This is a genomic window from Microbacterium sp. 2MCAF23, assembly GCF_052115565.1.
Taxonomy (GTDB): domain Bacteria; phylum Actinomycetota; class Actinomycetes; order Actinomycetales; family Microbacteriaceae; genus Microbacterium.
Window position 1 is genome coordinate 1 of record NZ_JBFRGY010000011.1, and the last position, 25,163, is coordinate 25,163.

Below are 25,163 nucleotides of genomic sequence, written 5' to 3' on the forward strand. Positions count from 1 at the left end.
GTTGTCCACCTGCCCCTTCAGCTTCTCCAGCTGACCCTGAATGTCATCACGAGCCTGCGACAGCGACGACGCCACCTGCTCCATCTCCGCATAAGACGCACCGAAATCGGCCATCATCCACCTCCGGTAATCGATTGGACCGGACCACCCCGGCCCGACACAAGCAACGCTAACAACCCCGCCACAACCCCGTCGATGGGGAGGATTCCCCATCCCTTGCGCGGTGCCCGATCCGGCCGGATCACTCCGCGTCGACCGGATCCGCCTCTGCGACGTCGAGCAGCACGAGGTCCGCCTTGGCGACCAGGCGCGAGGCGATGACGTGCTCGACGAGGCGCGCGCGCCGATTGGTGGCCGACCCGCCCGCCCCGCCCCGCATGCCCGGCACGCCGATGCGGTCGAACTTGTCGCAGACGTTGTCGAGCTTGCGGTTGAACCGCGTCACCGTCCACCCCAGCCGCGCGGCGGCGTCTGCGCTGGACGGGATGGCGCTCATGCCGGTGCCGTCGCGGCGCAGCAGCGGCTCGGCGAGGGCGAGCAGCAGCTGCTTCTGGCTGAGCGTGAGCGGCACCTCGCCGATCGTGGAGTCCCCCTCGACGTCGCGCTCGCGCCGGGTCTCGCGGAAGGTCGGCTCAGAGGAGTGGATCGTGAACTCGTAGGTCGTCGGACCCGCGGAGAACACGACGCTCGTGGTCGCGAACACCAGCGGCAGGCGCGCACCGGGCGCGAGCCAGGCCTGCACGCCGCCGGTCGCATCCGTCACCGTCGCCTGCAGCCGCGCTCCGATGTTCGCCAGCCACCAGAGGCCGCCGGATTCGGCGATCTCGAGGAAGTGCCGGTGCAGGAACAGGTTGTCGTCGATGGACAGGTCGCCCTCGCGCCCCACCACGAAGCGCCCGCCGGGGTGGATGGGAAAGTACTCCCCGGCGAACTCGACCGTCACGCGTGCCCGGGACGGATCCTGCGTTGTCTCCGGATCCAGAGTCATGGCGTGCATCCTCTCACCGTGGACGATCCCGAGCCGTTCTCGCGCCGCAGCACGACGTCGATGCAGGTCTTCCCTCCGGCCTGCGCCGGGATGGTGATCTCGGGCTTGTCGACCTTCTTCATCTCGCCGTCCCCGGCGAGCGTGACCACCGTCACAAGGAAGGAGTCGCCCTGCTTCGGGCTCGGGTTGGTCCACGTGAACCGCACCGCACCGGCGCCGTCGGGTGTGCCGACGACGTCCTTCGGGGACGCCGTCATGTCGCCGAGCGGATCGACGGGGTCGACCGCCGTGGACGGGCTGGGCTTCGGCTGTACACGGTTCGCGTTGAGCAGGTTCACGGTCACGACGGATCCGCCGATGAGGACGACCACGGCGACCGCGGCGACGAGGCCCCACAGCAGGCCCTTGCGGGATCCACGGCCGGAGGGAGTCTCCTCCGCTCGCGGCGTGCCCGTGCCGGAGGCCCCCGGGACGAGCGCCGGACCGGCGTCGCCGCCGACCGGGGCGCTGACGACGGGGGCGCCGGCCACCGGGCTGACCGTGCGCGGGGCACGCAGCATGGTCGGGGCGTCGTCCTGGTCCGCGACCGGGCCGGAGCCCGCCGGCGCGGCCGGAGCGGACGCCGGCGCGGCGGTCGCGTCCTGGGGCACCCGGATCACGGTCTGATCGGTGGCGGACGGATCCGTCGTCGGCGCCGGGGCGGCCTCGAAGCGCGGGCCCGGGGCCGGGGCGCCGACGGGCGGCAGCATCGGGCTGGTCGTCGCCGACGGCCGGGTGGCGGTGTGGCTGGGGTCGATGCTGACGACCTCGCGCACCCGGGTCAGGCCGTCGTCGTCATCGTCATGGTCGGGCTCGGTCTGATGGTCGTCGACGATGTCGATCGGGGTGACCGAGTGGCTCAGCTCGATCTGGACCTTCTGCAGCGCGCGGGCGAACGCCACCGCGCTGGCGAAGCGGTCCTCGGGGTTCTTCGCCATCCCCCGCTCGAGCAGCCGGCCGAGGCTCTCCGGCACGTCGGCACGCCCGAGCGGCGGCAGCGGCTCGGTCTCGATCCGCGCGATGAGATCGGCGCCGCTGTTGCGCTGGCCGGGCTTCTCGAACGGGCTGCGGCCGGTGAGCAGCGTGTAGAGCGTCGCGGCGAGCGCGTACACGTCCGAGCGCACGCCGCCCTGCGGCGGGTCGCCGAACGACTCCGGCGGCGACCAAGGGATCGACATGCCGGCGGCTTCGCTCACCGCGCCCGTGGTCGAGGCGATGCCGAAGTCGGTCAGCGCGGGCCGGTTGTACGCCGTCACCAGGATGTTCGCGGGTTTGATATCGCGGTGCAGCACTCCGGCACGGTGCGCCGTCTCCACGGCGCCGGCGACCTGCACGCCGACCCGGAGCGCCTCGGCGACGCTGAACGGCTCCTTGCGGGCGCGCTGCTGCAGGTTCGGCCGGGGGCAGTACTCCATGACCAGGTAGGGTCGCCCGTCGGCGGCGACACCGGTCTGGTAGATCGTGACGATGGCGGGATGCGTGGACAGCATCGCCATGACGTTGGCCTCGTCGGCGAATTCCTGCGCCGCACCCGATGCCAGCCGGTCGGCCAGCAGGACCTTGACCGCGACGCGGCGGCGCGGCTGCTGCTGCTCGTACAGGAAGACATCGGCGAAGCCGCCGGTGCCGAGCGGCTCGACGTAGTCGAATCCGTCCAGCAGCGGCGGCGGGGACGGTGGCCGGCTCACGGGAGCTCCTCGAAGGCGACGGTGACGCCGTCGCCGAGATCGATCACGTCACCGGTGACCACGATGGTCTGCTCGCCCGGGTGCAGGCGCATCGGATCGTTCCCCGGGCGCAGCAGGGTGGATCCGTTCGTGGTGTGCAGGTCGAGCACGACGACCGCATCGGGTTCCGGCCGGATCTCGAGGTGGCTGCGCGAGATGTCCTGCTGCGGGCTGTCGACGGCGACGAGGTGCGGCAGAGTGGCGCCGCTGGAGCGCGTCGCCCGGGGGCGGCGGCCGATCACGACGGTGCGATCGAGGGCGACGACCTGCCCCGTGGACAGCCGGATCCACGGGCCGGTGGTCGGCGCCGGCGCTGCTGTGGTGGCTCCCGGTTCCTCCGCGGTGCCGGGCACGACGGAGACCGGCACCGCGGCGATCGGCGCGGCCGAGATCGGTGCGGCGAGGTCTGCCGCGGTCGAGGCGGGCTCGGCCGGCTCCGGCAGGTCGGAGGCGAGGCCGCCGCGCATCGCACGGGCCTGGGCGAGCGAGATCGTGGCGCCGTCGTGGTCGCCGTCGTCCTCGGACTGCGCGATCAGGGCCGGCGCCGGTGCGGGCGCCGGCGAGAAGTCGAGCGTGTGCCCGCCCAGCGGGGCGGCGATGGTGTCGGCCGGCGGAAGCATGGTCTCGACCGGCGCGGGCACGCTGAGCACGGTGTCGCCGAGATCGTCGAGGTCGGCGGAGGACGGTGCGGGATCCTGGGTGGTGGTCCCTTCGACAGGCTCAGGGATCGGAGCAGGCTCAGAGAGCGGCGTTTCGTCTCGGTCGCCTTCGGCGTCCTCGCTCAACGACCCCGGACGAGAGCCGCCTTCGGCGTCGTCGGTCGACGATCCCGGGACGGAGTCGCCTTCGGCTTCGTCGGTCGACGACCCCGGGACGGCGTCGGATTCGGCTTCGTCGGTCGACGACCCCGGACGAGAGTCGCCTTCGGCGTCGTCGGTCGACGATCCCGGGATGGCGTCGGATTCGGCGTCGTCGGTCGACGACCCCGGGACGGAGCCGGATCCGGCGTTCTCGGTCGACGATCCAGGGACGGCGTCGGATTCGGCGTCGTCGCTCGACGACCCCGGCAGAGCCACGGAGCCGACGAGGATGCTCGCGGCGCGGACCACGCCGGCGACGATCGGCAGCAGCGGCTCCTCGCCGCCCTCCTCGACCGTGATCTCGACGCCAGTCATCGCGGGCACGAACCGCTCGCTCCAGGTGGTGACCTCGGCGCCCGTGATCTCGCGTTCGGCACCGGCGCCGACCACCCGCGCCCGCACACGCCCGCGCACGGCGACGCGTGCGCTCTCGCCCTCCCGCACGACGGCGACGAACGGCGGGATGGCGGAGAAGGATCCGCCGCCGGCCGCGGTGAGCGCGTCGACCACATCGGAGAACGCGACCTCGGGCCTCGCGACCCGCTCCCACAACCGCTCCACGAGAGCGGCGTCGGAGTCCGGCGGCAGCGCCACCACGGCCTCCGGGCCGATCAGAGCGAACCAGGACCCCGCGCGGTAGACGGTGTTCATCAGCGCATCCCTCCCATGGCCTCGGCACGCGGTCGCGTGTCGGAGTCGATGTCCTCGTCGTCGATGCCGGTCGTGCCGTCGCTGCCCGGACGGGTGCTGACGTGGATCGCGTCCACGACGACAGCCGTCACGTTGTCGCGTCCGCCGTGCTCGAGCGCGCGCTCGATCAGGCGATCCGCGGCGGTCTGCGGGTCTTCGTGCACGGTGAGCAGGGAGCGGATCTCGTCGTCGCCCACCTCGCTGCTCAGACCGTCGGAACAGACCAGGATCCGGTCGCCGACACGGGCGGGGATCATCCAGTAATCCGCCTCCCCGGCGCTGCCGGCCCCGATCGCACGGGTGATGATGTTGCGGCGCCGGTCACGCTGCGCATCCGCCGCGAGCAGCTCGCCGGAGTCGATGAGCTCCTGCACCACGGAGTGGTCGACCGAGATCTGCTCCAGCACCCCGCCGGAGAGCCGGTAGGTGCGCGAGTCCCCGATGTTCATCGCGAGCCAGTAGCCGACCCCGTCGACCGCCGCGATCACGACGCCGCTGAGAGTGGTGCCCGCCTTCGAGACCCCGCCGTTCGCGAGCGTCACCCCGGCGATCGCGTCGACCGCCGCGCGCACGCGGGCCAGCGTGAAGCTGATGTCGTCGATGGTGAGCGCCGCACGGCCGTGCAGGGCGGCGAAGCCCTCGATCACGGTGGCGCTGGCGACGTCTCCGGCCTGGTGCCCGCCCATCCCGTCCGCGACGAGGAACAGCGGCGCCTGCGCGAGGTGCGCGTCCTCGTTGAGCGCACGGCGCAGCCCGGTGTGCGTGGACTCTCCTGCGCGGGCCACGATCGGCCCGATCACGCGTAGCCTCCCACGGTCACGATCCTGTCGCCGATCTCGATGGCATCGCCGAGACGGATCCGCACCCGCTCGCCGGGCGGGCACGCGATCCGCACACCGTCGCGCACGATCGTCATGCCGTTGGTCGAGTGCCGGTCCATGACCCAGCCGCCCGCCGCCTCGGCGGCCGCCTCGAAGTGGGTCTTGGACAGCGAGAGCGTCTCGTCGCGCACGACCACGACGATGGCGCCGGCTTCGGGCGCGGGATTGCGGCCGAACAGCGTGCGCCCGGAGACCGTGGCGCGGGCGCCGTCGTCCCAGACGAACTGCAGGCGATGACCGGGGATCGAGATCCGCGTCTCCTCCAGGTCCTCATCGTCCTCGGCCGGCTGCGCGACCGGAGGCAGCGCCATCGCCGCCTCCACGGATGCCGGAGCGGCCGCCGGCACCGGGGGCCGCGCGGGCGCCACGGTCTCCGGTCCGGAGACGGGAGCCGGCGCCGGCGCGGGCACGGACGGGCTGACGCCCGGCACCATCGTGATCATGGCGCCCTCGTGCGCGGCGGCGGCTGCCGCCTGGGCAGCGGGAGAGAGCACGGTGACGTCGTGCGGGTCGACCTCGGCCGCGGCGGGCGACCCGGGCGCGGCCGTTCCCGCGAGCGCAGGCTCGGATCCGCCCGCGGGGGCCGATGCAACAGGAGCCGGCGCACCGGGCAGCGTGAAGCCGGTGTGCCCGTCCTGCGGGCCCACCGGTGCCGCCGACGGGAACAGGGATCCGGAATCCGATGCCGGGAACAGCGCGCCCTGCTGCGGCGACGCGAAGGACGCGGGCGCAGCCGCCGCCGGTGCCGTGGCGCCCGGCACGAACAGGCCGGCCGGTGCGGCGGGAAGGAGGGGTGCACCGCCCGGGGCGGGAGCCGAACCGGCAGGGGCGGGGGTCGCCGTGCGCACATCGCGCATGAGGGCGCCGGCCGCGCTGTCGTGCCAGCCCTGGAACCGGCCGGAACCGTCGAACAGCGGCGTGAAGTAGCCGACGATGATGGTCGCGCTCAACCCGAACACGACGTTGCGCAGCAGGGCTCGCCCGAAGCCGAGCGGCGCCTCGCTGCCGTCGCGCACGAGCTTCAGCTTCATGATCCGCATCCCGACGGATCCTCCGGATCCCTGCAGGAAGCTGTAGATGAGGAGCCACACGAGCAGCACACCCGCGGTGATGCCGAGCCCCGTTGCGACCGCGGCGAACAGCGCGGACAGGCCGTCCGCCCTGGAACCCGCCACGACGTAGGTCACCACGGTCCCGACGATCCAGAGCACTCCGGCGATCGCGGCATCGATGACGTAGGCGATCGCGCGCCGCGCGATCGGGGCGACAGGCGCGGCGGCGGAGCCTGTCCCGGTCGGGGCGTTCGTCATGGGGTCTCGCTCTCGGATCCGGGGCGTGCGGCTCGGGTACCGCCCGCCTTGGCTGCAGTGCTCTCGATCGTGCCAGTTCCGCCCGTAGCGGCGCCAGAGCCGCTGCCCGGACGACGGATGCGCTCCGCCGCTGCATCGCGCAGGCCCTGGACCCCGGTGGACAGCCGCGAGCCGCCAAGCAGGGAGCGCAGGCTGAGGCGCGCGAGCATCCGTCGCCGCCAGCTGGCCTGGCTGCCCAGGCCAGCGACGATCCCGTCGACTTCGGTCCAGAACGCCTCCACGTCCTGCGCAGTCGGCTCGGTGGGACCGAACACCTGCGCGTCCGCATGGTCGGCGAGGGCGGTGACGGCGGGAACGGTGAGCGCGGTCGCCACGGTCTGCGCCTCCTCGGCCCTGGTGCCGCCGACGGGGATCCGGGCGCCGTAGTCCACGGCGCGGTCCGTGAGCTCATCCCAGCCGCCGCTGATGCGGTCCGCGGCGAGCGCCGCCGCACGACGCTTGCGTCGCCGGGCCGCCTTCCACGCACCGATCACGATGAAGGGGGCGGCGAGGATCGCGAGCACGAGCAGCACACCGCCTGCGATCCCGAGGATCATGCCGAGGATGCTCAGCAGGTTGTCCGGCCCGTCCTGGTTGCCGCGCTGGTCCGGCACGCTCGGCGGCAGATCCACCGGCTCCTGCGGCGGAGGCGGCGGCTGCAGCACCTGCGGCTTGGGCACGACCTTCGGCTTGGTGATCTGGTCCTGCGGGACCTTGTCCTTCGGCGGGGTCGGATCGAAGGCCACCCAGCCGGCCTTCTCGAAGTTCACCTCGACCCAGGCGTGCAGGTTGTCGCCGTTGGCCGAGAACGTGCCCTTCTGACCCTTGTCGGGGTAGAAGCCCATCACGACGCGGACCGGGATCCCCAGCGAGCGCGCCGCGAGCGCCATCGCGACCGCATACTGCTCGTCGTCGCCGATCATCTGCTCTTCGCCGATCAGCGTGGAGATGCGCTCCTCGGTGTGGCCGGCGCGGCTCAGCGCCTCGCCCTCCAGGCCGTGGCTGAAGAACCCCTCCTCGGAGAACTTCTTCACCAGCGCCCGCACCTGCGCGATCGGGGTCTTCGCGTCGGCGACGGCGTCCGAGGCGAGCGCGGCGAGCTTCTCCGGGGCCTCCGCCTGCTTCGGCATGGCGACCGCGCCGAAGTCGAGGTCCTCGAGCTCCTTGTCGGTCCAGGTCTTCGGGATCGTGGTGTCGACGGTGTAGGCGTCGCCCTTCTGCACCTTCGGGATCGCGACGGCCGTTCCCGTGGACTCGTTGTAGTAGGTGCCGCGGCGCAGCGCGTCGGCGTCGGATCCGCCGAAGGTGATCTTGCTCACCCGGCCGGCATCGGGCAGCCAGACGCCCTTGTACTGGTCCATCGTGAAGTTCAGCGTCGCCGGGGATCCGGTCGCGTCGGCCGACATGTTGTCGCGGATCGGGCTGAAGGCGCCGGACGATCCGATGCCCTTGTCCGACACGTCGTACACGACGCCGTTGTACGCGTCCATCGTGCCGACGCGGATCCTGGCCCCCGCGGGCAGTCCCTTGACGGTGAACAGGGTGTCCTTGCGGTGGTCCTTCACATACCCGCGGTACGACTGCAGCGGGCTCGCGTACTGGTGCACGTCGAACGGCGGCAGCACCACGTCGCGGAACACGTGACGAGGCTCGGCGAGCGTGGTCGCGGCGGCCATGCCGGTGCCGGCGAGGCCGGCCACGACGAGCACCGCGGCGCCGGCGAGGAGGCGACGACGGCGCAGCGCGGAGGAGTGCGACCCGTCGGCGGCGACCGACACGACCGCGTCGGCGGACTCCCCGAGACCCCGCAGCGCCAGCCAGGCGACGGCGACGAGGGCGAACACGACGCCCTGCGCGAGGGGAGCCGCCGGATCCGGCACGCCCATCGCGATCACGAGCATGAGGTGCACGGCCGCAGGGATGAGCGCCCACGCGACGCGACGCAGGCGCAGCGCCAGCGCGGCCGCCACCACGCTGAACACGAGGGCGGACAGGAACGGCACCAGCGCGTAGCCGTCGCCGACCGCGACGGGGGCCACCGTGGTGAGCATGGCCTTCCAGCTCGTGACGGCTCCGGCCGACAGCGCGCCAAGGGTCTCCCCGGTGGGCACGAACCCGAGCAGCGTCGTCTGCGGCAGCGCGAGCGCACCGCCGAACAGGAAGTACGCGACCAGCGTGAGCCCGGCCGTGGCCAGGATGCCCCAGTGACGCCAGGCGCAGAGGAGGGCGACGCCGAGGCCGAGGAGCAACCCTCCGATCGCGGCCGGAAGGTAGGAGCCCCCGGCGAACGAGGGCCACCAGCCCACGATGCCGACACCGAGGAGCAGCGCGACCGCGACGAGGTCGATGAGCACGCGTCGTGGGGAGAGCGGGAGGCCGGCGGCCTGCGCCTTCGGTGCGCGCGGCGGTTTCGGGGTCTTGTCCCGGCGGCTGGAGCGGGTCTCTGCGGGCGCGGTCATGCGAGCACCTTCCCGAGGGCGAGCGGCAACTGCTCGAGCGCCCCCACCGTGATCACATCGGCGTCGCCGATCCGGCGCAGCGACGGCGCCTCGCCGAGATCGACGACGATGGCCAGCACGCGCGAGCCGAAGGGCAGCCGGGCGCATGCGGTGCGCAGCTCCTCCGGCGTGGTGCGGCTGCCTGCCACGAGCACGACGACGCTGGACAGGGGCATGTGCGCGGCGACGGTTCCGGCGAGCGTCGCCAGGCCGCCGTCCTTGGCGCGCCCCTCTTCGACCGCGGCGAGCGAGTCGAGCAGCTGCTTGCCGGTCCCCGACGGCAGCGCCCTGCCCTGCACGCGCAGGTCGACGTGCTGCGAGTCGCGGATCGCGCGCAGGCCCACGGATCCGGCCAGCGAGATCGCGAGCTCGAACTCGTCCGGCTCGGCGTACTCGGCAGCGTTGCGGCTCATCCCGATCACGAAGTGCGAGCGGCGGGTCTCCTCGTACTGGCGCACCATGAGCACGCCGGTGCGGGCGGAGGAGCGCCAGTGCACGCGGCGCAGGTCGTCGCCGGGCTGGTACTCGTTGAGCGCGTGGAACGAGACGTCGTCGCGGGACAGATCCGACGCCGGCAGCCCCTCGAGGTCGCGGAGGAACCCGAGCGACTGCCCGTCGAACACGATCGTGCGGGGGTGCACGAACAGGTCGATCGGGTCGTCGCGGCGATGCGCCCGCTCGAACAGTCCGAGGGGATCGCCGCGCACCACGCTGACCGGCCCGACCGAGACGACGCCGCGGCGGTGCGTAGGGATCGCGAAGAGCTCCTCCGCCTCTTCGCCCGGGGCGAGGCGCTTGATGCCGAACTCGCCGCGGCCGGCGCCGACCGGCAGCACCACCCGCGAGGGCAGGATCGCCCTGGAACCCCGGTTGGCCAGGGTCAGCGCACCCACGGCGCGCTCACCGACGACGACCCGGGTGCGGGCGAGGTCGAGGCTGACGTCGTAGGCGGTGCGCCCGATCAGGAACAGCGCGCAGACGGCCAGCACCACGGCGAGCACGAGGGCGATCACGGCGACCTCGATCCAGCCCAGCGGCAGCGCGATCACGATGCTCGCGAGCGCGATCGCGGCGAGCACCCATGCCAGCGGACGCACGGCGGACGCGATCAGGCGCAGGCGCGCGCCGATGCGCGCGAGCACGAGCGCAGCGATGTCGCGCCATCCGGCCTCGCGGTCGGATCCGGCCGGGCGGCCGGTGCCGCGCGCGGGTGCGGTCGTTGTCATGCTCGTGCTTTCTGTCGTGGATCGGTCCCTGAGCCGGGGTCGGCTCAGGCGGCGGCGCGCGCCTGCGGCGCGGCGACCTTCTCGACCACGCGGGCGATGACGGTCTCGGACGTGGTGCCGGCGAACTCGGCCTCGGGGTCGAGCAGAAGGCGGTGCAGCCACACCGGGCGCGCGAGCGCCTTCACATCGTCGGGCAGCACGTAATGCCGTCCGTGCGCGGCCGCCCACACCTTCGCGATGCGGACCATGGCCAGGGCGCCGCGCACCGAGACGCCGAGGCGGATCGCCGTGTCGTCGCGGGTCGCCTCGACGAGCTCCGCGATGTAGCGCAGCACAGCCGGCTCCACATGCACCGCGGCGGCGAGGTCGGCCATGTCGGCGACCGCGCTCGTGGTGATGACGGGGGTCAGCTTGGCCGAGGGGTTGCGGTCGGCGGCGCCCGCGAGGATCGACGCGGTGACCTCGAGGTCGGGGTAGCCGATCGAGGTCTTGATGAGGAAGCGGTCGAGCTGCGCCTCGGGCAGCTTGTAGGTGCCCGCCTGCTCGATCGGGTTCTGCGTGGCGATCACGAGGAACGGGCGGCCCGCCTCGTGCGGGACGCCGTCGACCGTGACACGGGACTCCTCCATGACCTCGAGCAGCGCCGACTGCGTCTTCGGCGAAGCGCGGTTGATCTCGTCCGCGAGCACGATCGAGGCGAACACCGGGCCGCGGTGGAACTCGAACGTGTGCGCGTTCTGGTCGTAGATCGTCACACCGGTGACGTCGGAGGGGAGCAGGTCGGGCGTGAACTGGATCCGCGAGCTCGTGCCCTGCACGGTCGCGGCGAGCGCCTTGGCGAGGCTCGTCTTGCCCGTGCCGGGGGCGTCTTCCAGCAGCACGTGGCCCTCGGCCAGCATCGAGGCGAGCACCAGGCTCACCACGTCGCGCTTGCCCTGCACCGCCCGGTCGATGTTGTCGGTGAGGCGGGTGAAGGTGCCCTGGAACCAGGCCGCCTGTTCGGGGGTCATCGTCATGTCTGTCTGTTCCTCAAAGATGATGGCTCAGCGTGAGCCGGAGTATCGGTGGTCGTCACGAGTTGGTTTTACCAGTGTCCCTTTGGCCAGAAGTTCTTCTCGGTGTCAACTCCACCGCCCCAGTTGAGGATGTCGATCCACACGGAGACACCGTCCTGTCCCTTCGCGCAATCGATCAGCTGAGAGCCGTTGCCATCGAAGTTGACGGTGTAAGTGCCTCCGATCTGACCGTCGACACTCGAGTGACACGTGACAGTCCTGTTTCCCAGAGAGAGGTTTTGGAAATTCACCTTGAACTTCTGACAGGGACCGTTCACACACTTACCGTTCGTCCAGCTGGTGGGAGCGTCACCGCCCTGAGTGACCCACACGCGCGGCGGGGGCGGGCTGTCGGTGGTGGCCGAATCCTGAGCGATGCCCGAGGACTGCCCTGCCGTGTCGAAGGCCTGCACCCTGATCGAGTGGGTCTGGTTGTAACCGTTGCCGGCCGAGGTCGATCCGCTGTCGCCGACCGACTGCCACCCTCCGCCGTCCACGCTGATCTTGATCGAGACGTCACGCCCGTTCCGCGCCGGGGCGGACCAGCTCAGCGTCACGCTCTGGCCGTTGTTGACGGCCCGGGCTCCAGGGTTGCCTACGGGCCCGTACGGCTGCAAACCGCCCTTCGAGCCCGCCGCTCCGGGCTGCGACTCCTGCCCGCCGACGACCGAGTACGCGCGCACCGACACCGTGTAGGTGCCGTTGTTGGCCGCAGGGATGTTGTGGCCATCCCAGCTTCGGCTCCAACCGCCGCCGGTCGAGTACTCGTAGTGGACCTCGGATCCGCTGGCACCGTTCGTGCCGGACAGCGAGTAGTCCACCCAGATGTTGTTGTTCCCCTCCTTCCAGGAGGTGATCGTCGTCTGACCCGGCTGGCCGAACGCGCGCCGCGGACTCGACGCTGCGGACCATGCGCCAGCCCCGGCCTTGTTGCTGCCCCGCACCTGGAACGTGTAGTCCGAGGACGAGTTGTCCACGGTCACCGTCTGCGAGTTGGCCGTGCCGGCCACCTTGACGGTGTTGACGACGGATCCTCCCCGCATCACCTGCAGGTCATAGCTCGAGATCGCGTCGCCGTTAGGCCCAGCCGGGGACCACGTCACGGTCATCTGCGACTGGCTGCCCACCGACGGCGCGCTCTGCGCCTGCGGGGTGCCGGGCGCCGTCGGCGGGCCTGCCGGGATCTCCGAGGCGGACCAGCCCGACCAGCTCGAGGGCTCCGGGGCGCGGTTCACGGCCTGCACGCGGACCTGGTAGTTCGCGCCGTTCTCCAGTCCGTCCCACTTCAGGCTGTTGCCCGTGACGCCGGTCTTCGTCGCCACGCCGCTGGGCGGAGCGGGCGAGATCTCCAGGTTGTACGACGACACCGGGGATCCCGGGGTCGTCGGCGTGGTCCACGACACGTCCAGCGACTTGTCGCCGAACTTCAGCGTCGGCGGGTTCGGGGTGTCCGGACGGGCGTCCGGACGCGCCACGGCCGACGTCGGCGACGGCTTGCCCTCGCCCACACGGTTCGTGGCGGTCACCGCGAACGTGTACTCGACGTTGTTCGTCAGCCCGTCCAGCGTGCACGTCGTCGATGCGCAAGCCTTGGTGTAGCTGCCGCCGCTCGACGCGCGCACCGTGTAACCCGTGATCTCGGCGCCGTTGTTCGACGGCGGGCTCCAGTTCAGCACCACGGTGCGGTCCTGCACGCTGGTCACCTGCGGAGCGCCCGGTGCGTCGGGAACACCCTGCACCGTGACGATGATGCGGCCGTCGACCTCGCGGTCCGGATCCTTCGTCGCGTCCTGCACCCGGTAGGTCGCCACGACCTGCCCGACGAACTTGGCGTCGGGCGTGACCACGATCTTGTCGCCCTGCACGGAGGCGTTCGCATCACCGGTCTGCACGCTCACGGAGCGGATCTTCAGCGGCTTGTCCGGGAACGGGTTGACGTCGTTCTCCAGCACGGGGATCGTGACCGCCTTGCCCTGGTCGGCCTGCGGCACCGTGTCCTCGTTCGCGACCGGCAGCGGGCGGGTGGACGCGGCGACCGTCACGGAGACCGTGCCGGTGACCGGATCCGACTTGCCGTCGGTGATGCTCAGCTGCACCGTCGAACCGCTGCCCTTGGCAGTGGACGAGTCGGCCTCGACCTTCAGGGTCGAACCGTCCAGGTTCGCCTTGATGCCGTTCTCCGGCTGCTTCGTGATCTTGTAGCTGATCTTCTTCGCGTCGCCCGGATCCGGATCCTTCGTCAGCGCAGCGAGGTCGACCTTCTGCGCCTCCTCACCCGGTGCGACCGACACCTGCGCGTTGGTGAACGCGGGCGGCTGGTTGTCCGGCGGCAGCACCTTGATCGGCAGGCTCAGCGTGCTCTTGCGTCCCTTGGGGTCGTCGGGGCCGGTGCCGTCGGTCACCTCGAAGGTCAGTGCGTCGTCACCGAAGTAGCCCTGCTTCGAGGTGTACACGAGGGTGTGCTCGTCCTTCAGCAGCGGGGAGCCGTTGCTGTTGACGGCACTGACCTTGCCTGCCTCGGTGATCCGCACCTCTCCGCCTCCGGCGACGGCGACGTACTTCGAGAGCGGGATGTCGATGGTCTCGCCGCTCTTCACCTCGACCGGCTTGGTCGAGCGGAGGGCCGGCGCGAGCTCGGAGAGCGCAGGCACGAAGATGAACGCCGAGGCGGTCTGATCGTCCTGATCGGTGATCGAGTACTGCACCAGCTGGCGCTTGTCCGTGACGGTGACCTGGATCTTGCGGTTCGGGAGCACCTTCGCGGTGGCGTCGGAGACGCCGAGCTTCAGGGCGTCGACCGTGCCGTCCGGATCCTCGTCGTTGTCCAGCACCGGCACCTCGACCTGCAGGCTCTCGCCCTTCACGTCGGAGGCCTGGATGCGATCGTCGCGCGCGATCGGCGCCACGAGCGGCACGTCCTCGGCGACCGTGATCTGCACCGGCGCGGTGGCCGTCGCACCCTTCGAGTCGGCCACGGTGTACTGCACCGAAGTCTGCAGCGCCCGGTTCGGCGCAGTGATGAGCACGCGGTCACCGGAGACGGTGGCCTTCAGCCCATCGACGCCCGCGGCGGTCTCGATGCCGTTCTTGACCAGGCCGATCGTGTCGCCGTCGGGATCCGAGTCGTTCGTCAGCACGGCCACGGCGACCGTGCGACCGGGCCGCATGACGATCGAGTCCTTCACGGCGTACGGGGCCTGGTTGATGTTCGCCCCGGGAGCGATGCCGACGCGGACCGTCGCGGTCGCCTCCTTGCCGAGCCGGTCGCGCACCTTGTACGTGAAGCTGTCGATGCCGCTGGCCTTGTCGAAGGCCTGGTAGGTGAGGAAGTTCGCACCGACCTCGGTGACCTTGCCCTGCTTCGGCGCGGAGTCGAGACCCACGAGCTCGACCGAGTCGCCCTCGGAGTCCAGGCCGTCCAGCGGCACGGCGATGCGCACGCTGGTGCCGCTCAGTGCGCGCACGGTGAGGTCGTGCGGGCGGGGCGCGGTGTTGGTCTTCTCGTCCACGGGCAGGACCTGGATCGTGATGTACCCGGCGGCCTTCTGTCCGTTCGAGTCCACCGCCTCGTAGGTCGCGTAAACGGTGCGCGGGGTGTCACCGGCGCGGAAGCGCACGGTGTCCTGCGACACGAACGCCTCGCCGAATTTCGGATCGACCAGCGGCTCGATCAGCTTCGGCGCCACGTGCAGGGTCGTGCCGGGCGCGTGCTTGTCGTTGTCCAGCACGGGGATCGTCACGACGTCACCGGCGCGCACGACAGCCGTGTCGTCGTTCGCGGTCGGCGGATCCAGCTTGGCGGGTGCCGGGATCGGGATCACGATCACGTCGCCGTCGGCGGACTTGGATCCGTTCGAGATGCGGTACTTGATCCGCACCTCCTGGTCGAGGTTGCCCTGATCCGTGATCCGCAGCGTCTCATGGTTCAGCACCGACACCGCCACGCCGCTGTGCGGGGGAACGGTGACCGACTGCACGACGAGGATGCCGCCGGCGGGGTCCTCGTCGTTGTTCAGCACGCCCACGAGCACGTCGCCGCCGCTCGGCAGCAGGGCGACGTCGCGCACCGCGATCGGCGGCGCCGCCTCGGCGGTCTTGTCCAGCACATCGACGCGGACGAGGCCCGGCACCGCATTCGGGCCGGCACTCACCAGGTACTGCATGTAATAGGTGCCGGGCAGCTCCGCCTGGAACGTGAAGGTGCCCTCGCCGAAGTTCGGCGTGATCACGGCGCCCGGCGTCTCGTCGACCCGGGTGAGGCGCAGCTGCTCCTTGCCGGAGCTGGAGTCGTTCAGCAGCGGCGACACCGTGACCTGCTCGCCGGCACGGGTCTGGTAGTGGTCGGCGTTGGTCTTCGGCGCCGTGGTGCCGGCCGGCCGGATGTCGAGGCGGATGACGCCGCTGGTGAGCTCTCCCATCGCGTCGGCGACCTGGATCCGGATCTCCTTGCGGCCGGGCAGGCTGGCGACGGCCCGGTAGGTGAGCTGGCCGTCCGGCGTGTAATCCACCTCGTCGCCCGGGGCGGCTTCGACTTCCTTCAGGTACACGTCATCGCCATCGGGGTCGATCCAGTCGGGCAGCGCGTTGTAGGTGACCGCACCGCCCGCCTCGACGAGCAGGCCGGGCGTGCGCTTCTGCTTGGGGGCGGCGTTCACGCTCCAGTCGTGCACGCTGACCGCGACGTTCGCCGTGGCCTTGCCGCCGCGGCCGTCGTCGGCCTGGTACTGGAACGACGCGGATCCCGTCGCGCTGTCGGGCACCGCGATCTGCAGGGCCCCGCCGTTGTTGATGGGCTGCACATCGCCGAGCGACGGCTGCTCCTGCGCGAGCGAGGCGACCAGCACGTCACCGTCGGCGTCCGTGTCGTTGTCGAGCACGGGCAGCAGCGTGGTGCGGCCGGGGCGCACGCCGAAGTCGTCGTCGTGCGCGATCGGCACCGTGTTCTCGGGCGTGCGCTTGGGCAGCGTCGTCTCGACCTGGTCGTCGCTGGTCTCGTCCTGCTTCTCGGTGTCGCCCTCCGGCGGCACGATGTCCTGCCAGTTGTCCACGCGCTGCAGGTTGTCGGTGGCCATCCAGGCCGCACCGCTCGCGGTGTCGTTCAGCACGACGACGTCGCGGTTGACGCGGAACACGAGGGTGGTGCTGCTCTCTGCGCCCTCGATCGAGGAGGTCAGATCATTGCCGGATCCGATGCAGTCGCGGACGAACTTCGCGGATCCGCCCCAGGCACCGTAGGTGCAGCCGTTCAGGAAGACGGGCGCCGCGGGAGCCCCGGTGCCGCCGGCATCCTGCACCGAGGGCGCGGATCCGTCCAGCGGCACGGAGATCAGGGCGTCGGCGGTCGCGAGCACCGCGGAGCCGTTCTCGGCCGACGGCTGCTGCAACACGGCGGCATCGAGGTTCTTCACCTCGGAGCCGCTGAGCTCGGTGCGGTGCCCGCCCGCGAACACGGTCTTGGCGTCGGCGTCGAGCACGACGGGGGTGCTGCCGACGACGGTGATCGTGGGCTTCGCCTTGTCTGCCAGGTCGATCTTCTCAGTGGACGGCGGCTGCGCGTCGCCCTGCCCGTCGACGTGCACGGTGACGATGCTGCGGTCCTTGGCAGAGACGGCGTAGACCGTGCCGTCCTTGCCCACGGTGACGTCGGCGCCGGCGCCGAGAGTGGCGGAGGGCTTCGTGCCTGCGGCCTTGAACCCGCTCAGGGACGAGGCTGCGCGCACCCAGAGCTTGCCCTCTTTGGGGTCGAGGATCGCGACGGTGGTGCCGCCGAGCACCGACTTCGCTCCACCGGGGATGAGCACGGCGTCGCTGAGCACGACGCGCGCCGGGTCGATGCTGGTCAGAGTGGAGGCGGAGCGGTCGTCGACGAGCACGGTGCCGCCGGACTGCAGCACGTCGTAGTTCTCACTGCCGGTGCGCAGGCCGCCGTCGAGCACGCGGGACTCGTTGTTGAAGTGGCCGACCAGCAGACTGGAGGTCTTGGTGAGCCAGACGCCGCCGTCGTGCAGATCGACCTCGGCGGTGGGATTGCCCTCGTAGGCGAACGCCATGCCGGCGACGGCGACCGCCGCGGCGGTCACTCCGGCGGCGGACGCGAGGGTCTTCGGTCGCATCCGCAACCACGCGAACGACTTCACCACGGTTTTCCCCCCGAACGTCAAGCACAGCTGTCCCATGCGTAACTGTCAGGGGACTGTAAGAGTGTATGTCGGGATCCTGGGAGGCGCGATGGGGAGGAATCCCCATCCATCCTTCGATCGATTTCCTCGCCGACAGGCCTGGATCCGGCTGTCCGCATAGGCCGGGACCGTACGCTCGAGGCATGTTCCTCGACCCTGTGCTGCGCCGCGTGGAGCCGCTGCTGCTGCGCGTGGACCGCTTGGCCGGCGGCCGCAACGCGCACGAGAAGATCGTCGAATCGGACCGCGACCATCACCGCACGGTCCGCGCGTTCCGCTGGGTGTTCTGGCTGCTCGCCGTGGAGCTGCTCATCGGCATCGCCGCGGTCATCGTCGCCGTCGTGATCGCCGCGCAGGCGGGCTCGATCGGCGCGGTGCCGTTCGCCGTGTGGATGCGCGCGCTCATCGTGCTCGCGATGACCGTCACACTCTTCTACTTCGCCTGGCGCGCGGCGCTGGGATGGCGCTGGGCGTATCAGCGGCTGCGGCTGTTCGCCCAGATCTTCCCGGTCATCACGCTCGTGATGGCGGCGATCCCCGGACTGTATCCGGCCTGGATGGTGACCGAGCAGATCGTGTTCAGTCTCATCATGATCGGCGTCGCCGACTTCCTCACCAGCGACCACATGCGCCAGGCGTACCGCAAGCCGGACGCTGCAGCGGATCCCGCTTCCTGACCCGCGCCGCGGCAGCGGCTCTCATGCCGCGCGCCAGCACCCCTCGAGGTGGTCGTCGACCATGCCGGCCGACTGCATGAGCGCGTACATCGTGGTGGGGCCGACGAAGCGGAACCCGCGCTTGCGGAGGGTCTTGCTCATCGCCTCCGACTCGGGGGTCACGGCGGGGATCTCGGACATGAGCCGAGGGCGCGCGCGGGCGGCCGACGGGGCGAACGACCACATCAGCGCGTCGAGTTCGCCGTCGGCCATCTCCCGCACGAGGGCAGCGTTGCCGATCGTCGCCTCGATCTTCGCGCGATTACGGATGATGCCGGCGTCGGCCATGAGCCGGGCGATGTCATCCTCACCGAAATCGGCGACCACGGCGGGATCGAAGCCCGCGAACACCTCACGGAACCGCGGGCGCTTACGCAGGATCGTGATCCAGCTCAGCCCCGCCTGGAACCCCTCCAGCGACATCTTCTCGAACAGCGCGCGGTCGCCGTGCAGCGGCCGGCCCCATTCCTCGTCGTGGTAGCGGCGGTACTCGGGGTCGTCCCCCGCCCATGCGCAGCGCGGACGGTCATCGGCGAGGGGCGTCGTCATGGATCCAGGGTAGGCGCGGGCGCCGACACTCGGACTCACTCCGCAGGCAGGTACTCCCCGAGTGCGGCGAGCAGCGGCTGCGACCGCGGATCCGCGACGGCAGCGGCACCCACCGCGCAGGCCGCCGACAGGGCGCGCTGCGGGTCGACGCCGGAGGCGAGCCCGATCGTGAGGGCGGCGCAGAACGCATCGCCGGCGCCGACACTGTTCACGACCGTGGTCTTCACCGCGGGCGCCGCGGCGACGAGCTCACCGCGCTCGAACAGCTTCGCGCCCTCGCCGCCATAGGTCACGGCGACTCGGCGGGCGGTGCGCAGCGCGGGCAGCAGCGCGTACTCGGTCTCGTTCACGATGATGAGATCGGCACGCCCGATCACGGCGGCGGGGAGTTCGAGCGCCGGAGCCGCATTGACGGCGAGGTACCCGCGTGCGGCCGCGGAGAGCGCGACGATCACGTCCATCGAGATCTCCAGCTGCGCGAGCACCGCCTCGTCGGATCCGAAGACGACACCGTCCAGGCTCACCTCGCCGTTGGCGCCCTCGCACACGGCGATCTGGTTCTCGCCCGCCGCGTCCACGACGATGAGCGCCACTCCGGTGGGCTCCTCCCCGCGGCGCACGGCGTTCGTGTCGACGCCGGCCGCGGCCAGCTCGTCGATCATCCACGCGCCGTCGGCATCGGGGCCGACCGCGCCGACCATCCGCACCGCGGCGCCGAGGCGCGCGGCCGCAGCGGCCTGATTGGCCCCCTTCCCTCCGGCCTCGCGGGACAGCCGCCCTCCGCCGATGGTCTCGCCCGGCTCCGGGAGGCGGGCCGTACGGGCCGTGAGATCGACGTTGATGCTGCCGACGACGGCGAGCGCGAGAGGCGCGGTCATGAGGACTCCAGTTCCGGAAGGGCGAGGATCGCGAGGAGGGGGCGCCCGGTCACTGCGCGGTCTGCACGACCGACAGCATGCCGGCCCTGCCTGACACGATGCACTTGGCGAGGTAGACGGGGACGCCGCCGGTCGAGGCGGTCTGCGTGAGGATGAGCACGGGATCGCCGGGCTTGAGCCCCAGCAGCGCGCCGCGCGAGCGGCCCACCACGTTCACGGTGATCCCGCATACGCCGGATCCGAAGACGGCACCGCGCGCGGCGAGGGCGGTCATGAGGCTCGACGGATCCGCCGCCGCCTCTTCGACGACGGCCGCGATCTGCGGACTCGCGTCGGTGAGATAGCGGCCCGCGGGCAGGTGCTCCTGCAGGATCGCGATCGGCTCGCCGCCTCGCTCGATCACGCTCTCGCGGAACCAGGTGTTCGCCGCGTCGTCGAGACCAAGGTGCCCCGACACGTAGTCGGTGGTGGGCTGCACGACGAACTCGAGCTGGCGGACGCTGATGTCCTCGCCGCCCTCGGCGAGCGCTGCCTCGAGGGGTCGCAGCTCTTCCAGGCCGACCCTGGGCAGGTCCTCCGCGACGAAGCGGCCGATTCCGCGCCGGGTGGTGATGAGGCCGTCCTCCTCGAGCAGCATGAGGGCCTCGCGGACGACCGTGCGCGACACCCCCAGTGATACGCAGAGCTCGGTCTCCCGTGGCAGCGCCGACCCCAGGGAGAAGACGCCGGACCTGATGCCGTCGGCCAAGCGCGAGTACACGGCGACGCGCAGCGGCTGACCCACGGGGGCGGTCAGCGGCCGGGCCAGGAACTGCTCGACATCCGTCATCGGGTCTCCTCCACCGCGCGTCTCCGGCCGCGATCGGGCCGTGCTCGCCGTTCATTCAAGCATGAACCTGTCACGCTTGCAGATGTTCTACCTGAGAGGTATAACATCATATAACCTGAGGGTCGACCACACCGAGCCCTCGCCCCGACAAAGGAGTCACTGTGCAGCTCTCTCCCGCGCCTGCGGCGCTCGACCGTCCGGAGCCGATCCGCGGCGGCCGATCCGTCCTGCTCGTGGCGACCCTGATCCTCACGGTCGTCGCGTTCCAGCTGAACTCGAGCATGATCAGCCCCGCCCTGCCCGACATCGCGAAGCAACTGGGTGCGCCGATGGACGCCGTCTCGCAGGTGTCCTCGCTGTTCTTCCTCGCCGGCGCCGTCGGCGGGATCGTGCTGGCGCGCTGGAGCGACTTCATCGGCCGCAAGCGCGCACTGCTGATCGTGCTCGCGCTCATCGTGCTCGGCACGGTGCTCTGCCTTGTCTCGCCGAACCTGCCGGTGCTGCTGCTGGGGCGGGTGCTGCAGGGAGCCTCCAGCGCCGCGTTCCAGATCTCCTACGTGATCCTCGCCGAGACCCTCCCGGCCGCCGTCTTCCCGACCGTGCTCGGGATCCTCACCGCGATCAACGGCGGCGTGGGCGGAGTGGACGGCTGGATCGGAGGCCTCCTCGCCGACGCCTTCGGATTCCGTTCGCTGTTCGTCGTGATCCTGGTGGTCGCCGTGGTCGCGATCGCGTGCGTCGCCCTCGCCGTGCCGCGCGATGGCGAGCCGTCTTCGACGGGGCGCATGGACTGGTGGGGCGCTGGCGCGCTCTCGCTCGGCCTGATCTGCCTCACCTACTTCGTCTCGACCGGATCCCGCCAGGGCTGGCTCGCCCCGCTCACGCTGCTCTTCCTCGCCGGCACCGTCGTGGCGCTGCTCGCCTTTGTCGCCATCGAGAAGCGCCGCCTTACCCCGCTCGTCGCCGTGCAGCACCTGCGCTCGCGCGAGGTGTGGCCGGTGCTCGCCGTCACCGTGCTGACCCTGTCGAGCGTGTTCGCCGTGATCAACTTCACGATCGTGATCCTCAGCCAGAACCAGACCGTCGGCTACGGCCTGAACGCATCGACCTCTGCCCTGCTGTACCTCACCCCACCCGCGCTGATCGGCCTCGCCGCCGCCCCGCTCTCGGGTTGGCTCGCGGGCCGCTTCGGGTGGATCCCGATGCTGCGGATCGGCCTGGTGCTCTCGATCGCGGCGCTCGTCGTGGTCGCGCTGTTCCCGTTCAGCCCGTGGACGGTGTTCGCCATGTTCACGGTGCTCGGAGTCGCCTACAACGGGGTCGTGCTCACCACCGCGAACGGCCTCGGAGTGCTGCAGTCGCCGAGCGAGGCTCCGGCGATCCTGCCGAGCATGAACGGCGCCGCGTTCGGCTTCGGAGCGAGCCTCGGCATCGCGATCGTTGCGCCGTTCGTCGTGTCCGGCAACGTCGTCCTGGCACTGTGGATCTCGGTGGGGATCAGCGTGCTCGCCCTCGTCGCGAGCCTGTTCCTGATCGCCAAGACCGACTGACTCTCTCCACCCGCCCCGCATCCGCATCCCGAGGAGGATCCGATGACCGACACCCCTGCCCCGCTGTACTTCGACTGCGACACCGGCATCGACGACTCGCTCGCCCTGGCGTATCTGCTGGCGTCGCCCGAGATCGCGCTCCGCGGCATCGGCACGGTCAGCGGCAACACCACCGCCGCGCAGGCGGCGCGCAACACCCTGGGCCTGCTCGCCCTCGCCGAGCGCGACGATGTTCCGGTGGCTGTGGGGCGGCACGACTTCCTCACCCACGAGTACGACGGTGGGGCGCCGCACGTACACGGCGACGACGGCGTCGGCGGAGTGGCCCTGCCCGAACCCGCCCGCGCAGTCGAGGACGTCACGGCGGCGGAGCTGCTCATCCGGCTCTCGCACGAACACGCCGGATCCCTGGAGGTGCTCGCGGTCGGCCCGCTGACCAACCTCGCCGCCGCCCTCGAGCAGGATCCGACCCTTCCCTCCCGTGTTGCCCGGGTCACGCTCATGGGCGGGGCGGCGCTCGTACCGGGCAACATCACCGCGGTCGCCGAGGCGAACATCGGCAACGATCCCGAGGCCGCCGACACGGTGTTCGCTGCGGGCTGGCCGGTCGTGGTCGTGCCGCTGGACGTGACCATGGAGAACGTGTTCGAGGAGTCGCACCGCGAGCAGCTCGCCGCATCCGGATCCCCCGTCGCGCGCGCCGTCGCCGCGATGCTCGACTTCTACATGGAGTTCTACCGCGCGACCTACGGCCGCCGGTGCAGCGCCCTGCATGACCCGCTTGCTGCGGCGATCGCGGTCGGCCGCGTGCTCCCCACGGTCGCGCCCGCGGTTCCCGCCGTGGTCGACACGACCGGCGGCCCCGGCCGCGGTCAGACCGTGTTCGACCTGCGCGGCCAGCGCCAGGGCGTCCGCGACCACGACGGCGCGACCGTGCGCGTGGTGCTCGGCACCGACGCTCCGCTCGCGGACCACCTGGCGCAGCGCGTCGCTGGGGCCTGACGCCGAGAAGTCATGCGAAGAGGTCCGGTTCCCCTCCCGGGATCCGGACCTCTTCTGCGTGCGCCGGGCTTACAGCTGGCGCGCCTTCTTCAGCGCCTTCTCGTCGACGGGCGCCTCGCCCGAGGCCTTGAGCTCGGCGTAGTACGCGCGGGCCTCGTCCTGGCGGATCTGCTCAGCGCCGGAGGCGAGGGGGGCGCGCAGGTGCTCGGGCTCGTAGCCGAACGCGTTCACCAGGTCGAGCGCGTGCGGACGCAGGCGTGCGCAGAGCCGGTCGATGTAGCGGGAGACCGAGGCCGCGCGCTGTGCTGAGAGGCGGCCGTTGATGAGGTACCAGGCGAGGTGCTTCTCGACGAGCTGCAGGCCGAACAGGTCACGCAGCCAGGTGAGCACCGCCTTGCTGTCCTCATCCTCGATGCGGCCCAGAGCGTCGGTGAACGCCTCCCACTGCAGCAGCTCGCCGTGCGCCCTGGCCGCCTCGATGAGCTCTGCCTGGTTCTCGTTGAACAGCTTCTCGCCGAGCACCTTGTCCTTGCCGGCCGCACGCAGACGCCCGGCGATGTCGGCGACCATCTGCTGCACGCGGTCGGTGAGCAGCTCGTGCTGCTGCTCGGCGCGCAGGCCGTTCTCGACCGAGCGGGCCGTGGATCCGAGATCCGCGACGGCCTGCCCGAACTGGCGGAGCCCCGCGCCGTGGAACACCCGGCCCGCGGTCTGGCCGACGGCGTACTTCGCGAGCGTCTTGGCGTCGGCGCCCTTGAACTGCCGGGCGAAGTCGGTGAGCAGGCGCTTGCCGACGAGCTGCAGCAGGATGTTGTTGTCGCCCTCGAAGGTGACGTAGATGTCGAGGTCGGCGCGCAGCCCCACGAAGCGGTTCTCGAACATGAAGCCGGCGCCGCCGCAGGCCTCGCGGCATTCCTGCAGGGTGTCCAGGGCGTGCCAGGTCGACAGCGGCTTGAGCGCCGCGGCCAGGGTCTCCAGGTCCTCGCGGTCCTGCGGGGTGTCGGTGCGCCCGGAGAAGACCCCGTCGAACTTCTGCAGGAACTCGTCGTGCGCGAACAGCTGCGCGTAGGTGGTCGCGAGGCGCGGCAGCAGGCGGCGCTGGTGCTTGCCGTAGTCGAGCAGCGTGGTCTCCTCGCCGCTGGCGCCGTTGAACTGGCGGCGCTGGGTGGCGTAGGTGATCGCGATGTCCAGGCCGAGCGCCGAGGCCCACGAAGCGGCGCCGTCGAGCGAGACGCGGCCCTGCACCAGTGTGCCGAGCATCGTGAAGAAGCGGCGGCCGGGGCTGTCGATGGCGCTGGAGTAGGTGCCGTCGGCCGCGACGTCGCCGTAGCGGTTCAGCAGGTTGGTGCGCGGGATCCGCACGTGGTCGAAGCTGAGCCGGCCGTTGTCGATGCCGTTCAGGCCGCCCTTGAGGCCGTCGTCCTCGCGGCCGATGCCGGGCAGATCCACTCCATCCTCGCCGCGCAGCGGCACGTAGAAGCAGTGCACGCCATGGTTCACGCCGTTCGTGATCAGCTGTGCGAACACGGTCGCGGCGATGCCGTGCAGCGCCGCGTTGCCGAGGAACTCCTTGGTCGCCGCACGGAACGGCGTGTTGATCACGAATTCCTCAGTCGCCGGGTCGTAGGTCGCCGTGGTGCCGATCGAGGCGACGTCGGATCCGTGCCCGATCTCGGTCATCGCGAAGGCGCCAGGGATCTCGAGGCTCATGATGCCCGGGAGCCACGCGTCGTGGTGCTCGGCGGTGCCGAGCTGCAGCACCGCGGATCCGAACAGGCCCCACTGCACACCCGACTTGATCTGCAGGCTGGGGTCGGCGGACACCAGCTCCTCGAACCCGGCGATGTTGCCGCCGTTGTTCTCCTCGCCGCCGAGGCGCTTCGGGAAGGCGCGGTGCACGGCCTTGTTCTGCACCAGGAGGTGCATCTGGCTCAGCACACGCTCGCGGTGCTCGTCCTTGCCGAGCGAGTCATCGCGCCAGAACGCGGGGTCCTTGATCATCTCGCGCGCTTCGCGGCGGGTGTCCGCCCAGGTGCCCAGCAGCAGGTCGCCGACCGCGTCGACGTCGATGCGCGACGTGGAGTCGTCCGAGCTGTTGTCAGCGCTGTTCGCGGCGTTCGTCCGAAGGGCGGCGTCGACCATGAGGA

General features: G+C 71.0%; 16 protein-coding genes. 3 read left to right on the forward strand and 13 right to left on the reverse strand.

Features of this window, described 5'->3' with window-relative positions:
- Positions 1–241 precede the first annotated feature (241 nt).
- The 9 genes from AB4078_RS11910 to AB4078_RS11950 all read right to left on the reverse strand — a co-directional run bounded on the left by AB4078_RS11910 (position 242) and on the right by AB4078_RS11950 (position 17,426).
- A complete protein-coding gene (locus tag AB4078_RS11910; RefSeq protein WP_441977315.1) occupies positions 242–997 on the reverse strand; it encodes a hypothetical protein in 756 nt (251 codons plus the stop codon).
- On the reverse strand, positions 985–2,715 hold the full coding sequence (locus AB4078_RS11915) for a serine/threonine-protein kinase (protein WP_441977316.1): 1,731 nt from the start codon (positions 2,713–2,715) through the stop codon (positions 985–987). The genes AB4078_RS11910 and AB4078_RS11915 overlap by 13 nt, the downstream gene beginning before the upstream one ends.
- A complete protein-coding gene (locus tag AB4078_RS11920) occupies positions 2,712–4,265 on the reverse strand; it encodes an FHA domain-containing protein (protein ID WP_441977317.1) in 1,554 nt (517 codons plus the stop codon). The genes AB4078_RS11915 and AB4078_RS11920 overlap by 4 nt, the downstream gene beginning before the upstream one ends.
- Positions 4,265–5,104 (reverse strand): PP2C family protein-serine/threonine phosphatase, encoded by an 840-nt coding sequence (locus tag AB4078_RS11925; protein WP_441977318.1) that lies wholly within the window; start codon positions 5,102–5,104, stop codon positions 4,265–4,267. The genes AB4078_RS11920 and AB4078_RS11925 overlap by 1 nt, the downstream gene beginning before the upstream one ends.
- A complete protein-coding gene (locus AB4078_RS11930; RefSeq protein WP_441977319.1) occupies positions 5,101–6,495 on the reverse strand; it encodes an RDD family protein in 1,395 nt (464 codons plus the stop codon). Before AB4078_RS11930 ends, AB4078_RS11925 begins: the two co-directional genes overlap by 4 nt.
- Complete coding sequence (locus AB4078_RS11935; protein WP_441977320.1) at positions 6,492–8,993, reverse strand: transglutaminase-like domain-containing protein; 2,502 nt, start codon at positions 8,991–8,993, stop codon at positions 6,492–6,494. The genes AB4078_RS11930 and AB4078_RS11935 overlap by 4 nt, the downstream gene beginning before the upstream one ends.
- Positions 8,990–10,258, reverse strand: coding sequence for a DUF58 domain-containing protein (locus tag AB4078_RS11940; protein ID WP_441977321.1), 1,269 nt, complete (start codon positions 10,256–10,258; stop codon positions 8,990–8,992). Before AB4078_RS11940 ends, AB4078_RS11935 begins: the two co-directional genes overlap by 4 nt.
- 44 nt (positions 10,259–10,302) lie before the next feature.
- Complete coding sequence (locus tag AB4078_RS11945) at positions 10,303–11,274, reverse strand: AAA family ATPase (protein ID WP_441977322.1); 972 nt, start codon at positions 11,272–11,274, stop codon at positions 10,303–10,305.
- A gap of 68 nt (positions 11,275–11,342) precedes the next feature.
- On the reverse strand, positions 11,343–17,426 hold the full coding sequence (locus AB4078_RS11950; RefSeq protein WP_441977323.1) for an Ig-like domain-containing protein: 6,084 nt from the start codon (positions 17,424–17,426) through the stop codon (positions 11,343–11,345).
- Between the two features lie 209 nt (positions 17,427–17,635).
- Here AB4078_RS11950 and AB4078_RS11955 point away from each other — a divergent pair, with 209 nt between their 5' ends.
- The gene (locus AB4078_RS11955) at positions 17,636–18,169 is read left to right on the forward strand and encodes a hypothetical protein (protein ID WP_441977324.1); all 534 of its coding nucleotides are present in this window, start codon (positions 17,636–17,638) and stop codon (positions 18,167–18,169) included.
- Positions 18,170–18,190: 21 nt separating this feature from the next.
- On the opposite strand, the gene AB4078_RS11960 is transcribed toward AB4078_RS11955, so the two are convergent.
- Genes AB4078_RS11960 through AB4078_RS11970 form a run of 3 tightly spaced genes read right to left on the reverse strand, consistent with a single transcriptional unit; the run spans position 18,191 to position 20,464 of the window.
- Positions 18,191–18,757 (reverse strand): DNA-3-methyladenine glycosylase I, encoded by a 567-nt coding sequence (locus AB4078_RS11960; RefSeq protein ID WP_440733156.1) that lies wholly within the window; start codon positions 18,755–18,757, stop codon positions 18,191–18,193.
- Between the two features lie 35 nt (positions 18,758–18,792).
- Positions 18,793–19,635 carry a PfkB family carbohydrate kinase gene (locus tag AB4078_RS11965; protein WP_441977325.1) on the reverse strand — a complete coding sequence of 281 codons (843 nt, stop codon included), beginning with the start codon at positions 19,633–19,635 and terminating at the stop codon, positions 18,793–18,795.
- 49 nt (positions 19,636–19,684) lie between these two features.
- Positions 19,685–20,464, reverse strand: a complete 780-nt coding sequence (locus AB4078_RS11970) for a GntR family transcriptional regulator (protein ID WP_440733154.1) — start codon at positions 20,462–20,464, stop codon at positions 19,685–19,687.
- A 161-nt stretch (positions 20,465–20,625) separates the two neighbouring features.
- On the opposite strand from AB4078_RS11970, the gene AB4078_RS11975 reads away from it, so the two are divergent.
- Together AB4078_RS11975 and AB4078_RS11980 are read left to right on the forward strand one after the other, a co-directional pair.
- Positions 20,626–22,014, forward strand: a complete 1,389-nt coding sequence (locus AB4078_RS11975; RefSeq protein ID WP_440733153.1) for an MFS transporter — start codon at positions 20,626–20,628, stop codon at positions 22,012–22,014.
- Positions 22,015–22,056: 42 nt separating this feature from the next.
- Positions 22,057–23,016 carry a nucleoside hydrolase gene (locus tag AB4078_RS11980; RefSeq protein ID WP_441977326.1) on the forward strand — a complete coding sequence of 320 codons (960 nt, stop codon included), beginning with the start codon at positions 22,057–22,059 and terminating at the stop codon, positions 23,014–23,016.
- A gap of 69 nt (positions 23,017–23,085) precedes the next feature.
- Here the strand turns inward: AB4078_RS11980 and AB4078_RS11985 are convergent, their stop codons facing one another.
- A complete protein-coding gene (locus AB4078_RS11985; RefSeq protein WP_441977327.1) occupies positions 23,086–25,158 on the reverse strand; it encodes an acyl-CoA dehydrogenase family protein in 2,073 nt (690 codons plus the stop codon).
- Positions 25,159–25,163 lie beyond the last annotated feature (5 nt).

What these genes read in the sequence shown, in the direction of transcription:
- AB4078_RS11910 (WP_441977315.1), bottom strand. Translation starts at nt 997, where the DNA reads ATGCACGCCATGACTCTGGATCCGGAGACAACGCAGGATCCGTCCCGG.
- AB4078_RS11920 (WP_441977317.1), bottom strand. Translation starts at nt 4,265, where the DNA reads ATGAACACCGTCTACCGCGCGGGGTCCTGGTTCGCTCTGATCGGCCCG.
- AB4078_RS11930 (WP_441977319.1), bottom strand. Translation starts at nt 6,495, where the DNA reads ATGACGAACGCCCCGACCGGGACAGGCTCCGCCGCCGCGCCTGTCGCC.
- AB4078_RS11935 (WP_441977320.1), bottom strand. Translation starts at nt 8,993, where the DNA reads ATGACCGCGCCCGCAGAGACCCGCTCCAGCCGCCGGGACAAGACCCCG.
- AB4078_RS11940 (WP_441977321.1), bottom strand. Translation starts at nt 10,258, where the DNA reads ATGACAACGACCGCACCCGCGCGCGGCACCGGCCGCCCGGCCGGATCC.
- AB4078_RS11945 (WP_441977322.1), bottom strand. Translation starts at nt 11,274, where the DNA reads ATGACGATGACCCCCGAACAGGCGGCCTGGTTCCAGGGCACCTTCACC.
- AB4078_RS11950 (WP_441977323.1), bottom strand. Translation starts at nt 17,426, where the DNA reads ATGCGACCGAAGACCCTCGCGTCCGCCGCCGGAGTGACCGCCGCGGCG.
- AB4078_RS11955 (WP_441977324.1), top strand. Translation starts at nt 17,636, where the DNA reads ATGTTCCTCGACCCTGTGCTGCGCCGCGTGGAGCCGCTGCTGCTGCGC.
- AB4078_RS11960 (WP_440733156.1), bottom strand. Translation starts at nt 18,757, where the DNA reads ATGACGACGCCCCTCGCCGATGACCGTCCGCGCTGCGCATGGGCGGGG.
- AB4078_RS11965 (WP_441977325.1), bottom strand. Translation starts at nt 19,635, where the DNA reads ATGACCGCGCCTCTCGCGCTCGCCGTCGTCGGCAGCATCAACGTCGAT.
- AB4078_RS11970 (WP_440733154.1), bottom strand. Translation starts at nt 20,464, where the DNA reads ATGACGGATGTCGAGCAGTTCCTGGCCCGGCCGCTGACCGCCCCCGTG.
- AB4078_RS11980 (WP_441977326.1), top strand. Translation starts at nt 22,057, where the DNA reads ATGACCGACACCCCTGCCCCGCTGTACTTCGACTGCGACACCGGCATC.
- AB4078_RS11985 (WP_441977327.1), bottom strand. Translation starts at nt 25,158, where the DNA reads ATGGTCGACGCCGCCCTTCGGACGAACGCCGCGAACAGCGCTGACAAC.